Origin of the sequence: Flammeovirga sp. SJP92, from assembly GCF_001583495.1 — a bacterium.
In the GTDB taxonomy this organism is placed as follows: Bacteria; Bacteroidota; Bacteroidia; order Cytophagales; family Flammeovirgaceae; genus Flammeovirga.
This window is the reverse complement of sequence record NZ_LQAQ01000112.1, coordinates 121,211-134,531: the sequence shown is the minus strand read 5'-3', so window position 1 is coordinate 134,531 and position 13,321 is coordinate 121,211. Positions and strand designations below refer to the sequence as shown.

Below are 13,321 nucleotides of genomic sequence, written 5' to 3'. Positions count from 1 at the left end.
GTATCTCTATTGAAAGTTATAAATTAGTGGTTTGATAAAAATAACGATTTACTTTTTGGAGAAAATACTCCAATTTGTAGCAAAAAAATAAAAAAATGGGAAGAGCATTTGAATTTAGAAAAGGAAGAAAATTAAAAAGATGGGCACATATGGCAAAGACCTTTACCCGTCTAGGTAAAGATATTGTAATTGCTATTAAAGAGGGTGGTTCTTCTGATCCTGATTCCAACTCTAGACTTCGTGCGGTTTTACAAAACTGTAAAGCTGAAAACATGCCTAAGGAGAACATCGAACGTGCTATTAAAAGAGCAACAGATAAAGATACTTCTTCTTATGATGAAAAACTGTTTGAAGGGTATGCTCCTCACGGTATTGCCGTATTAGTTGAAACTGCAACAGATAACAATAATAGAACTGTAGCTAACGTTCGTAGTTACTTCAATAAATGTAATGGTAGCTTAGGAACTTCAGGTTCTGTTGAATTTATGTTTGAGCATAAATGTCACTTCAAAATTGCCAAAGGCGAATTAGACATTGAAGAACTTGAATTAGAATTAATTGATTTTGGTGCGGAGGAAGTTTTTGTTGAAGAAGCTGAAAACGATGAAGATACTGAGAAAATCATGATCTACGGTGAATTCAAGAGCTTTGGTTCTTTACAGAAAGCATTGGAGGACATGGGCGTTGAAATCATCAGTTCTGGTCTTGAAAGAATCCCTACTACAACCAAAAAACTTACTCCTGAACAAGAAGAGGAAGTAGACAAACTAATTGAAAAATTAGAAGAAGATGATGACGTACAAAGCGTATATCATACAATGGAATAATAAAATATGATTTTGGAGAAAAAGGCACTTTTTGTTTATTCTTTCTCCTCATATTACATATTAAAAAGCCATCTTTTTATGTAATTAAAGGGATGGCTTTTATCTTATTCAGAATAATATGGATTATTCTAAGAGAAATAATACATTTTTAATTTCCGTTCGATAACTTTCAGTTGCTATCAATTAATAACCCTTTTTTAAATTTATGAAACATTTAAAATTTTTGTTTTTGATCGGTTTGTCAATATTCATGTTCTCTTGTAGTGACGACGACGATACCACATCAGGAAAAGATGTCAATCCGATCTATTTTTCATTCGGTGAAAGCATAACTTTAGACGAAGACTTAGAAATTGAAAATGTCCAAGTTTCATTTGACCACTCAAGCAACAAAATTCGTGTAGTATCACAACTCAAAACTAGTGTAGAAGACTTGGGTAGTGTATCTGTTGTTTTTGATGCCACGCTTAACCTTACAAGCACATCAAGATCTGACGATTACAAATACACATTTACTGCTGACTCAGGTGCTACTTACTCACAAAGCTTACAATTAGCGGCAGGTTGTTTAAATATCAATCCTGACCCTGAATTTGGAGTTGGTGTAGTTCAAAGTGACGTTGTTTTCGAAGACTTTGTACAATGGGATGATTCAGCCTCTAAATACTATATCTCTACTTCAGATTTATTAGTATTCATTCTAGGTTTGGTAGATCCTGGCTTCACATTGCCTCCAGGAATCGACCCTGATTTTGGTCAATTCCCTAAGATCTGGCAAACCGATGGATCAATTAAAGGATGTAGCGAATTGCCTACTCTATTCCTTTAATACTTAGGATTTTTAAAGCAAAAAAATAGCCTTAGTTTACTACTAAGGCTATTTTTTTTGAGTGAAGTATCAACTAAACTTGAGCCGCTACTTTCGCTTCTAATTCTTTTTTAGCTACTGCTCCAATGATCTTATCTACAGGCTCACCACCTTTGAAAACTAACATTGTAGGAATTGAACGAATTCCAAATTTAGCAGCTGATTGAGGGTTAGCATCCACGTCTAATTTACCGATAACTGCATCTGTCATTTCAACAGCTAACTCGTCAATTACTGGAGCCATCATTAAACAAGGTCCACACCAAGTTGCCCAAAAATCAACTAAAACTGGTTTATCTGAATTTAATACTACTTCCTCGAAGTTAGCATCTGTGATTTCTACTGCTTTTCCCATTATATTAAAATTAATATTTTACGTATGAACAAATTATCATATTTTCAATTACATATATAAAATACGCGATTGTTATAATTTGGTTGCACAAATGTAGCAAAAATAAAGGCATAGTTACAAAGATTAAATCTATACCTCTATAGTTTTTATTTATACAAAAATGTAAGTGGTTTATCTTACCCAAGTTACCTTTTCCTTGATATCCTTACGTTTACCAATTTTGTTTCCTTCACGTATCAATCCTAAATAAAATAAACCTAAAAATTCATCATCCTCCCCTAACCCAAAGAATTCTTTAGACTCTTTAAACTTTACCATTCCACCTGTACTCCAATAACCACCATACCCTAAAGCAGTCACGGTCAATGCCATATTTTGTACCGCACAAGCAACTGCTTCTATCTCTTCCACTTTGGGTATTTTAGGATTGTTACCTCTTTTCATTATAATCGCAATCACATGAGAGGACTGTAAAGGAAGTTTTGAAAGTTTTTCAAATCGAGCTTGCTCAAATTCACTTTCAGGAGTATTTTCTTTATAGATATTGCCTTGTGCTTCTGACAATGCCTTTAATCCTTCTTTTTCAAATACAAAAAAACGCCAAGGTTCTGTCAATCCATGATTTGGGGCCCAATTAGCATTTTCTAATATCAAATCAATATGTTCATTAGGAATCTCTCCCTCAATATATTCGTGCGGGTAAAAGGATCTTCTTTCTTTTATTAAAGAAGAAATCTGTTCTACTTTATTCATTATTAAGTATTGTTGTCAATTATTAGCTTAAAATTAATCACAATATTATAAATATATTTAAACGAAAAGTAAAAAAACTCCAACAATATTCTATTTTTGTTGTTACAATACGCATACTATGGTTTGAAAAAACCGACTACTTCTTACATCGATATATATTAAACATAAACAAAATGGTTGACACATCTACAGTAAATTTTGAAGATACAAAAACGGCCTTTGAGTGGAGAAATGATAATGAATTAAAGCAAACATATGCATTGTTTGCAATGATGCACTCGCCGGGTTTAGTAAAGGTTGGCACCACAATGTTGAATCTTTCTTTCAAATTAGGTTTGCCAATTAAAGGAATAGTAAAGAAGACTTTGTTCAAGCAGTTTTGCGGTGGAGAAACAATTGAGGACAGTAACGAAACTATTGCTACTCTAGGGAAATATAACATTGGTTCTATCTTGGACTACTCTGTTGAGGGCGCTCAAAACGATAAAAGTTTTGATACTACTGAAGCTGAAATTATTGAAACAATCAAGAAGTCTAGTAAAGATCAAAATGTACCTTTCTCTGTTTTTAAGCTAACAGGTATTGCAGCTGTAAGTCTTTTAGAAAAAGTGCACGCAGGGGAAATTTTAAGCGGTGAGGAAGAAGCACAATGGGCAAAAGTTGTCAAAAGAGTTGAGAACCTTTGTCAAACAGCCTATGATCACGATGTGAGAATTTTTATTGATGCTGAGGAAACTTGGATGCAGGGCCCTGTAGATCAATTAGCCTATGATATGATGGTGAAATACAATAAAGAAAAAGCTATTGTATATAACACTTATCAAATGTACTTGCACAGCAAGTTGGGACAGTTGAAATCTGATCTTGCAAAGGCACAACAAGAAGGTTTTATCTTGGGTGTGAAGCTAGTAAGAGGTGCTTACATGGAAAAAGAAGGGGAAAGAGCAAAGAAAATGAACTATCCTACACCAATTCAGCATACTAAGGAAGCTACCGACAGAGACTTTGACAAAGCTTTAGAATTTATCATGGAGAACCATAAAGATTTTGCTTTATGTGCTGGTTCTCATAATGAGAATAGTAATCAATTACTTGTTGCATTGATGAATAAATACAATGTGAGTGACAACAATCCAAATTTCTTCTTCGCACAGTTATTTGGAATGAGTGACCATATTTCATTCAACCTTTCAAAAGCAGGTTTTAATGTAGCAAAATATTTACCTTATGGTCCTGTAAAAGAGGCACTTCCTTATTTATTTAGAAGAGCTGAAGAAAATACTTCTGTGGCTGGACAAGCTGGCAGAGAGTTGACTCTAGTTTCTAATGAATTGAAAAGAAGAAAATAAACGTAGCATTACGTCAATATTTACAAAAATTAAACTCTTAATAGTTAAAATATGACTATTAAGAGTTTTTTTTACATTTTTAAACAGCTCATTGTTAATATATTAATAAATAATTACATATATTGCTGTTGATTATTAGATTAACGCATACAACTACTTACAACATGAAAGCAAAATTATTATTTTTTTTCATAGGATTATTTTTTTTAGTCTGTGCACATCATATAATGTCCGCTAACAACTCTGAAAACAAGCAGAGTGAAGCAAAAGTAAAAACACTTTCAATGGAGAAAAGTGCTTCTACTTTAGAATAAAATTTATTCTTCTTTTAGAACTTCCACTGAAGGTACTTTTGAGAGTGTTCTCATAAAAAGCACACCTATCAATATCGTCATTAGAATCACAATACCTCCTAATATTATGCTATCTTTGAAAGCAATATAAAACGGAAGGTCAAATACAAAGTAAGCAAGGCACCAAGAGCCAATCCATCCTAATATAATTCCTGTTAATGTTGAAATACTTCCAATAGAGAAATATTCAATCAGTGAAATTCGTATTAAGTGTTTTTTCTTTGCCCCAATTGCACGAAGGACTCCAGCTTCTTTCTTTCGTTGGTATTTTCCTATGGACATAAAACTCCACAACACGAGCAATCCTGTGAAAATACATAAGCCACCTAGCCATCGGAATACGAAAGAAACCCTGCCTAAAATCTCATTGATTGAGTTGAATACCAACCCTAAATCAATGGCTGATACATTAGGGAATTGAGCGATTACTCTGTTTTGTATTTGAGCAATTTTTGCCTTTTCCTTTATATTCAAAGCAAAAACATAAATACTTGGAGCAGCTTCAAGTACACCTGATGGGAACAGCACAACGAAATTGGCCTCCATTCTTGCAAAGTCTACCTTTCTGATATGTGCTATTCTTGTTTTCAATGCAAAACCCTGTACATTGAAAGTCAAGATATCATCAAATTGGAGACCTGAGGATTCTAAAAAACTTTCAGATACTGAAATAGGAACAATCTCATTAATAGTTGATTTACCTGTAAATTCTCCTTTTACTGTAACTTCATTAGGTTTTAAATGATCACGGTAAGTCACTCTATATTCTCTATCAAAGACCCACCTTTTTATTTTTTTTGTTGAATCTTGAAGGGTTGTTTTCTTATTTTCCTCATTCAAATATTCCAAAGACATAGTCACCACAGGTGCTTCTTGTTCCACCTTCAAGTTTTCACTATTGATCATATCTTCCAATTTTGCCTTTTGTGATTTCTGCACATCATAAAGAATCAGGTTCGCACTTCCATCATTTCCAACTTCACTCACTTTATCCATCAAAATACCACGAATGGACAGCATACATATAATCAAAAAGACGCCTAACCCAATAGTTGTTCCTAATAACAAGGTTTGGTTGTTAGGTCTGAAAAGCTGAGAAATTCCATATTTAAAACTAAATGAGAGATGATTTAAATCTTTCTTTTTCAATAATGTAATTAGAGAAAGACAGATTCCACCAAGAATCACAATGACAACAAAAATTGCAATCAGAAATAAAAAGGATTTGGTAATATCTTCTAGTAGCCAGTAAGAAAAGAATAAAACAAATCCACTGATTGTAATAAACAGAAGAAAAGTAAGCTTTTTATTATTCACGGAATTCCCTTCCAATAAAAATGATCGTAGCACATATATTGGAGATACATTTAAAATCTGCAATAATGGATACCAACCAAATAATATAGAAATGACTACACTCAACAGTATACCAATCATGATGGCTTTCATCGAAATATCATTACTCAAATCAACCATCAATAAATCTCCAAACAGTGCAGGGAAACTGAATTGAGCGACAACACCAATGGTTGAACCAATTATTCCTCCCATTAAACCAAGAAAAAGAATTTGAAGCAGATAAATCATAAAGGTTTCCATTGCAGTAGCACCAAGGCACCTTAAAATTGCAATTGACTTCAGTTTACTTTTGACATAAATAAATATTCCACTAGAAACACCAATACACCCTAAGAGCAATGAAACAAAAGATATAAGCTTCAAAAACGCATCAATATCATTAAAAAAGCGTCCGATTCTAGCCGTGTTGTTTTCTGATGTCACTGCACGAACACTTTCCTCTTCTAAAAAAGTATCATTCTGATTGATAAGATTCTGAATATTGGTTGTATCAGAATAAGCCCAGAAGTACCGGTAGTTTACTCTACTTCCTTTTTGAATTAATGAAGTTGAATCCAAGTACTTGAATGGGAAATAAATTATGGGAACTGCAGCCGCCATAATTGCACTTTGTCCTATTCCTTTTTTTAATGTTCCGGCAATTTCAAAAGTAGTTCTCCCAAACCTCAATGAATCTCCAATGGATAAATTCATTTGATAGAGAACAGCACTATCCACCAAAGCAATTTTCTCTTCATTCTCCCATCTTTTCCATGCTGATTTTGGTGAAATTTCAAGAGCTCCATAAAAGGGATAACCCTGTTCTAAAGCTCTTAAGTCAACCATTCTTGAAGTTTCATGTTTGGGAGAAAAAGCCATTGAGGCAAAGTTATATTGCTTTGCCATTTCACTCTGATTTTTTTCAAAAATGGAAAGTAGAGAATCTTGAATCAGATGATTTGATCTAAGTTCCAGATCTGCCCCAAGCATTTCTTTAGCCTGATTGTCAATATCTTTCACTACATTCTCAGAGAAGTTTGTCATGGCAACCAATGTACCAATTCCAATAATTATTGAAATGATAAATGGTCCTATTTTATAAATACTATTTGAAAGATCTCTCCTAGCATTATTAATTACGAATTGAATTCTCACTTTTATTTGCTTAATGAATCCTTAAAAAAGATAAATATTTCAATTATACCACATAAATTGTGTATACAGAATATTATGACAGTTTAATTTAAATAAAATTTACTAAAAACTTATGGCGTCTTTTCTTGGCTACTCCCATGAGGATCTTCCTGATTGGGTAAAGAAAGTAGAGCAATTTCCAGTTGTTTTATATGTACTAAAATGGGCATTGATTGGTACATTTGTGGGCGGTTTAACGGGTATAGGTTCAGCACTTTTCTTGTGGGGACTACACTGGGCCACAGAATGGAGAGAACTTCACAAATGGATTATTTTTGCTTTACCTGTTGGCGGTTTCTTAATTGGAGCCTGTTATTATTACCTGGGACAAGATGTTGTAAAAGGAAATAACCAGTTACTTGATGAGATCACAAGACCAAATCGAATCATTCCATTAAAAATGGCCCCTCTTGTAACGATCGCCACTATTGCCACACACTTTTTTGGAGGTTCGGCAGGCCGAGAGGGTACTGCTGTTCAGATGGGTGGTGCTATTGCAGATCAATTCACCAAGATCTTCAAACTCGATAAATATGATAGGAAAATTTTGATCATTTCGGGTATTGCCGCTGGTTTTTCCTCTGTTTTCGGAACTCCACTTGCGGGAGCAATCTTTGGCTTAGAAGTTTATATTATTGGCAGAATGAGATACGAAGCTATTTTCCCTTCCTTCTTTACTGCTATTGTTGCCAATTATGCTACACATACCTTTGGACATCATTTAGGAATCACTCACACAGAATATAACATCCCAATTGTCCCTGAAATGACATTGGAAAATTTATCATTATGCGTCATTGCAGGTGTAGCATTTGGACTGACAGGAATGTTATTTTCTAAAGCATGTCATTATTGGGGTGGATTATTTAAATCGAAAATAGCATATGCACCTTTAAGACCAGTGATCGGTGGTATTGTCTTAGCCATTGGAATTGTAGTCATCAATTATAATCATGGACTTGACTATAGTAATTATGATTTAAAATATTTCGGATTAGGTGTCCCTACAATTGTCGCCGCTTTTGATACACAAATGCATTGGTATGACTTCTTAATGAAAACTTTAACCACTTCATTTACTTTAGGTGCAGGGTTTAAGGGCGGTGAAGTGACTCCGTTATTTTATATTGGATCAACATTGGGTTCTTTCCTTTCTAATTATATTTCATTGCCAGTGGCTTTGTTGGCTGGAATGGGATTTGTGGGTGTTTTCAGTGGTGCAACCAACACACCAATGGCATGTACAATGATGGGTATTGAACTATTTGGAGCTCCTTCTGCAGTGTTTATTGCAGTTGCTTGTATTACAGCTTATATGTTCTCAGGACACACAAGTATCTATTCTTCTCAAATTGTTGGATCAGCAAAAAATCAGGTGAAAGAACATGAGAAAGGAAATACGCTGTCTGAAATTGAAGTTATCAGAGAAGCCGAAAAGAAACATATTCAAAATAGAGAGAAAGGAGAAGACAAATAATCAACTTTGATTTTAAGATAAACAATAAGACCTCATCAAATACATGATGAGGTCTTATTGTTTTAATACATATTTATTGTGTATTGGTTCCGAAGAATGTATGACGCTCTAAGAACCAATTACTTTGTTTTGAGCTTCTTTCTTCTTCCTCATCAATAAGTTCATTTAATGATAAGTCTCCAGATCCTCTTTCCCTTACTCCGTCTTGATTAAAAATTGATGTTTCAGTAATGGCTGTAACAGTACTGAGCATCAAAATATTATCTGTAGTAAATGGAGGTGAAACACTCAATAAATCAGGATATCCAATCAGGATTTCATCTTTATAATCACCGCTTGGGTCCTTCATGATTTGCTCAGTATTATTTTCTACCGAAGAGTTTGTCGCAGGAAATAACAGTTTCATAGATCCATCACTTGTCAATAAGAAAATATAAAGGTAACGGTCCTCCATATTCCAGCTATCGTAAAGATTATTATCCTTATAAAGCGCCAAACCATATTCTTCTCCTTCTACCAAAGCTCCATTTTTTACCAAAGCTCCAGTAGAATGCTTTTTCAGTGCAAACTTAAAAGGGAAATTTGCATTATTGGGAGGAACTTCCATTGTCAGCCACCCTTTCAATTCTCCAAGTCTTTCAGCATAATTTGACAATGTGAAAGTTCTATGTGGAGCTACCCAATCCGTATACGAAGGCAATGGATTATGCTTTTCCTCTTTTTGAGCACCAAATCTAACCCAAGAATACTCTAATTCATTTTTATCATTAAACCTTCCAATCAAACAGTAATCAAACTTTTCTTCAGCTTTTACAGCTTGAATCTTTGGCTGACCTGATAAACTTCCGTTCAATTCTTGATATACCGCTGTGCTTGGAGGCACTTCAATAAATATTTTGTTATTAGGAGTTTCTAACTTTGAAATCACCTTTTCCAATTTTTCAAAAGAAGGAATTGAATGACCAAATGATATAGATTCAGAAGGCGAATAAAACCCTTTCCATTTGTCATCTTCTTTCTTGATGATGAACCCAACATTTTCTTCATAAGGAGCATATTCAAGTACTCCTTTATCTGCCAATAACCTTTCTAATTCTTTCAATGCGTTAATTTCAATATCAGAAATACCCATTTCACCAAAGTATACCTTTAGACGATTTTTGTTGTAAGGAGCCCATTTTGTCACCTTTACAAGATCGCCTTCCTCTAGTGCTTTATCCCCTTGAATTACTTTGCCATAGCAGCCATTTACACCAAACAAAGCAGTTACTTCAACCACCACCTCTTTTTTCACATGTGTCAACTGTGTGCCCGGAACAATGCCCACTGCACTACCACCATCTAAAGTAATCTTGTATTTATTTTCGGCATCCACAATTCCTACCTGAACTCCAATTGAAGGGTCTGCTACGCCACCAAACAAAGGTTGCTTCATTCTTTCCTCCTGACCTTCTATCACCGGATCTTGTCTAGGAACAGCATTGTACAAAATGATTGAATTGACTCTTTTAAAAATATCCTCTGCTGATTCATTGACTGAACTCATCTGCATTGCTTTCATCAAAGCATACGTAAATACACCATGAGACTGTCCTCTGTTATCTTTGTATTCTTTTGCCAACTGATAATCTTGAGCTGCTGATACAACCAAAGCTCCTCTTTCTGCTGCAGATTTTTGCTTTTTATAAGTCTGATCAATGTCTATATCACTGATAGGTACGTAACGTGACTGCAGACTGTTAAGGTCAATAGCTCCTCTTGTGCCTGAACCGCTAAAACAGTTATCAAAAATCACAGTCAGCTCAGCTTCTTTATCCAGCAACCTGTTTAACAATTCATTGATTTCAACATCCAATAAAAAGTTATTTGTTCTTAACACATCAGAAGGAACTATTGCTTCGTGTTTTTTGTCTAATTCATAGAATTTAGAATTCTTTATTTGTGCACCATGTCCAGCATAGTAAATACAAACTTGATCACCTTTACTAGCGGACTTAATTAATTGATTAAACGCCTTGACAATGGATTTTTTAGTGGTTGATTTTGGAGAAACTAATAATGTCATATCTTTTGTACTAAACCCATATTTAGATTTCAAAAGATTGTACATTACGGTAGCATCATTTACAGCACCATCAAGATCTTGCCATTCAGCATATCTTTCTTTTTCTGAATCATAATAATGATCTATTCCAATCAATAACGCTTTTTTCCCGGAAGAGTAAGAAATATGACAGATTGTGAACAAACAAAAAAACAAAAAATAATTTTTGAGTTTCATTCTCATTTTTTTCTCTTTATTGTATAATATATAGTTGAATATTACAGATTGTAACTTTAAAATGTTATTTTGTATAATAACCTTTATGAAAATTAATTCTAATGTGATTCTTCATTATGTACCTGAAATAACTCCTAAAATCATAGAAAAGTATTTTAATTTGCTGAAAAAGGAAATATAAATAATACGTTAAACGTTATATCTACAATCCGGGAAGAATTCGATAAAATAACTTTCGTGATCTCTGGATTACTATGATCCCATGTACAAAATAGACGAATATTAGAATTCTAATATAACATCTTTTTTCAATACCAACACAACATTTGCTTTTATATGCGAGTCCTAAACTTATTACTTTTTCTACTTACTGCTATTCTTTTCCCTGCTATTGCTCAAAATACTACTCCTTCTGTAAACCTAGATGATTTAGTAGAAGAATTAAAAATTGAGAATGACATCCTTTATTTTCTGGACAATGATGAAACAGAATTTAGTAAAATAAAAGACGCCCCCGAAGATTATTTTATTAAAGCAGATGATGATCTCAATTTTGGATTTCTTGAGCAGACTTTGTGGTTGAAAATACCGATTGAGCATGAAGTAGACCACAATAAAAACTGGTATTTCGAAATTGCTAATCCTAACATTGATTATTTAAAAGTGTACTTGATTGAAAACGGTCAGAAAAACTTTATATCCTGGGAATTAGGAGATATTTTCCCGTTCAATTCTAGAGTAATCAATCATAGAAACTTCATTGTTCCTTTTGAACTAAAGAAAGACACTAAGTATAATGTATATGTAAAAGTCTACTCCAGTAATGGTATCAACCTTCCAATGAAAATTTACACAGGAGACGCTTTTCTAGAATACAGTCTTTTTTCAGAGATGTTATATGGTTTATATTTTGGTATCATCTTGATTATGGTCCTTTATAACCTAATGATTTTCTTCTCATTGAGGGACATCAATTACCTACTTTATGTTTTACCAATTGTAGGCAATGTGATCTATTTCTCCAGCGATAGTGGGCATAACTTCCAGTATTTACACCAATGGAGTCCGGGGCTTCAAAAATACATTGCCCCATTGGCTATTAGTTTTTGGATTATCACCTCAGCCATCTTTACGCTTTCTTTTCTGAAAGTAAGAAACTATTCCAAATATGTTTATGGGGCATTAATTGGAATGATTACTTTAGGTCTGCTATTGTTTGGTTATACCTTCTTCGGCAACTATCAAACTGTAATGGAACTCTCCAATAAATCAACTTCTATCAATGCTATTGTTTTAATTTCCTCTGGTATTTATGTATATCGGAAAGGAAATAAATTTGCTCGTTATTTTATTATGGCATGGGCATTTTTCACTTTGGGGATCTTAACACATACATTGACTACCGAAGGGGTTATAGAATCCAACTTAATGACACGTTATGCACTAGCGTTTGGTACCATTATGGAAATTATGTTACTTTCACTTGCATTGAGTGATAAGTATAAGTTTATTCAGGAAGACACAGAAAAAATTCAAGAATCACTTATTCAACAACAGGAAAAGGATAGAAAAACGCTAGAGCGACGAGTAAAAGAAAGAACACGTCAGCTTGATAAAGTATCGCAGGAAACAGATAGATATACTCGTAAAATTGAGGAGGCTTATGGTGAAATTCAATCAATGAATGCTAGTTTAGAAAAGCAGAATGAAGAAATAGAAAGTCAAAAACGTGAGCTTTCCAAGAAAAATGAGAAAATTACAGCTAGTATTAATTATGCACAAAGAATACAGAATGCTATACTTCCAAGTATAGAAGCGATACAGCATTCTTTTCCTGAATCATTTGTACTTTATAAGCCCAAAGACATTGTATCTGGAGATTTTTATTGGCACTATGAAAGTCAAACACATTCTTTTATTGCAGCTATAGATTGTACAGGTCATGGTGTTCCTGGAGCATTTATGTCTATGATTGGAGAACGTCTTTTAAAACAGATTGTAATTACTGACCGCACCACAGATCCAGGACATATATTAGATCAGCTCAATCACTATATTAAAGTTGAATTGCACAAGCAAGCAGAAGGGAAAGGTGCACTGAAAGACGGTATGGATTTATGTATGTGTGTATATGATAAGAAAAATTCTATTCTTACATTTGCAGGGGCGAAAAACCCTCTTTACTATATTGAGAATAATAATTTCGGACATATAAAAGGTGATAAATGTAGTATTGGATCTGCAAATCTGGATACTTTTGAGTTCACAACACACAAAGTAAGAGTAACTTCTCCTACTGTTTTTTATATTTCTTCCGATGGTTATCAAGATCAATTTGGTGGTCCAATCAATCGAAAAATTGGCGGTAAGAAGTTTAGGGACTTATTGGAGATGATCCACAAACTTCCAATGGATAAGCAAAAAATGGCTTTAGATCAATTTTTAATCAGATGGATGACCGGTGAAGGTAAAACAGAACATCAAATAGATGATATCCTAGTTATAGGCTTTCATCTCAAACCTTAA

Annotated in this window: 10 protein-coding genes; 6 read left to right on the top strand and 4 right to left on the bottom strand. The window is 33.9% G+C overall.

Features of this window, described 5'->3' with window-relative positions; translation table 11 throughout:
- Nucleotides 1–95: 95 nt before the first annotated feature.
- Both AVL50_RS29830 and AVL50_RS29825 read left to right on the top strand, forming a co-directional pair.
- Complete coding sequence (locus tag AVL50_RS29830) at nt 96–827, top strand: YebC/PmpR family DNA-binding transcriptional regulator (RefSeq protein WP_062621245.1); 732 nt, start codon at nt 96–98, stop codon at nt 825–827.
- A 205-nt stretch (nt 828–1,032) separates the two neighbouring features.
- Nucleotides 1,033–1,656: a hypothetical protein gene (locus AVL50_RS29825; RefSeq protein WP_062621243.1), complete on the top strand. Its 624-nt coding sequence runs from the start codon at nt 1,033–1,035 to the stop codon at nt 1,654–1,656.
- A 73-nt stretch (nt 1,657–1,729) separates the two neighbouring features.
- Here AVL50_RS29825 and trxA read toward each other — a convergent pair whose 3' ends face one another.
- Both trxA and AVL50_RS29815 read right to left on the bottom strand, forming a co-directional pair.
- A complete protein-coding gene (gene trxA, locus AVL50_RS29820; protein ID WP_062621241.1) occupies nt 1,730–2,050 on the bottom strand; it encodes a thioredoxin in 321 nt (106 codons plus the stop codon).
- A 171-nt stretch (nt 2,051–2,221) separates the two neighbouring features.
- Complete coding sequence (locus tag AVL50_RS29815; protein WP_062621239.1) at nt 2,222–2,803, bottom strand: nitroreductase; 582 nt, start codon at nt 2,801–2,803, stop codon at nt 2,222–2,224.
- 173 nt (nt 2,804–2,976) lie between these two features.
- Between AVL50_RS29815 and AVL50_RS29810 the strand changes: the two genes are divergently transcribed.
- Both AVL50_RS29810 and AVL50_RS33170 read left to right on the top strand, forming a co-directional pair.
- A complete protein-coding gene (locus AVL50_RS29810; protein WP_062621237.1) occupies nt 2,977–4,152 on the top strand; it encodes a proline dehydrogenase family protein in 1,176 nt (391 codons plus the stop codon).
- Between the two features lie 164 nt (nt 4,153–4,316).
- The gene (locus tag AVL50_RS33170) at nt 4,317–4,466 is read left to right on the top strand and encodes a hypothetical protein (RefSeq protein WP_157491683.1); all 150 of its coding nucleotides are present in this window, start codon (nt 4,317–4,319) and stop codon (nt 4,464–4,466) included.
- 3 nt (nt 4,467–4,469) lie between these two features.
- Here AVL50_RS33170 and AVL50_RS29805 read toward each other — a convergent pair whose 3' ends face one another.
- Nucleotides 4,470–6,998 carry an ABC transporter permease gene (locus tag AVL50_RS29805; protein ID WP_062621235.1) on the bottom strand — a complete coding sequence of 843 codons (2,529 nt, stop codon included), beginning with the start codon at nt 6,996–6,998 and terminating at the stop codon, nt 4,470–4,472.
- A gap of 112 nt (nt 6,999–7,110) precedes the next feature.
- Between AVL50_RS29805 and AVL50_RS29800 the strand changes: the two genes are divergently transcribed.
- Nucleotides 7,111–8,514 (top strand): voltage-gated chloride channel family protein, encoded by a 1,404-nt coding sequence (locus AVL50_RS29800; protein WP_062621233.1) that lies wholly within the window; start codon nt 7,111–7,113, stop codon nt 8,512–8,514.
- Between the two features lie 73 nt (nt 8,515–8,587).
- Here AVL50_RS29800 and AVL50_RS29795 read toward each other — a convergent pair whose 3' ends face one another.
- Nucleotides 8,588–10,795, bottom strand: coding sequence for a caspase family protein (locus tag AVL50_RS29795; RefSeq protein WP_172826951.1), 2,208 nt, complete (start codon nt 10,793–10,795; stop codon nt 8,588–8,590).
- A 336-nt stretch (nt 10,796–11,131) separates the two neighbouring features.
- On the opposite strand from AVL50_RS29795, the gene AVL50_RS29790 reads away from it, so the two are divergent.
- Nucleotides 11,132–13,321: a 7TM diverse intracellular signaling domain-containing protein gene (locus AVL50_RS29790; RefSeq protein WP_062621229.1), complete on the top strand. Its 2,190-nt coding sequence runs from the start codon at nt 11,132–11,134 to the stop codon at nt 13,319–13,321.

What these genes read in the sequence shown, in the direction of transcription:
- AVL50_RS29830 (WP_062621245.1), top strand. Translation starts at nt 96, where the DNA reads ATGGGAAGAGCATTTGAATTTAGAAAAGGAAGAAAATTAAAAAGATGG.
- AVL50_RS29825 (WP_062621243.1), top strand. Translation starts at nt 1,033, where the DNA reads ATGAAACATTTAAAATTTTTGTTTTTGATCGGTTTGTCAATATTCATG.
- trxA (WP_062621241.1), bottom strand. Translation starts at nt 2,050, where the DNA reads ATGGGAAAAGCAGTAGAAATCACAGATGCTAACTTCGAGGAAGTAGTA.
- AVL50_RS29815 (WP_062621239.1), bottom strand. Translation starts at nt 2,803, where the DNA reads ATGAATAAAGTAGAACAGATTTCTTCTTTAATAAAAGAAAGAAGATCC.
- AVL50_RS29810 (WP_062621237.1), top strand. Translation starts at nt 2,977, where the DNA reads ATGGTTGACACATCTACAGTAAATTTTGAAGATACAAAAACGGCCTTT.
- AVL50_RS33170 (WP_157491683.1), top strand. Translation starts at nt 4,317, where the DNA reads ATGAAAGCAAAATTATTATTTTTTTTCATAGGATTATTTTTTTTAGTC.
- AVL50_RS29800 (WP_062621233.1), top strand. Translation starts at nt 7,111, where the DNA reads ATGGCGTCTTTTCTTGGCTACTCCCATGAGGATCTTCCTGATTGGGTA.
- AVL50_RS29795 (WP_172826951.1), bottom strand. Translation starts at nt 10,795, where the DNA reads ATGAAACTCAAAAATTATTTTTTGTTTTTTTGTTTGTTCACAATCTGT.
- AVL50_RS29790 (WP_062621229.1), top strand. Translation starts at nt 11,132, where the DNA reads ATGCGAGTCCTAAACTTATTACTTTTTCTACTTACTGCTATTCTTTTC.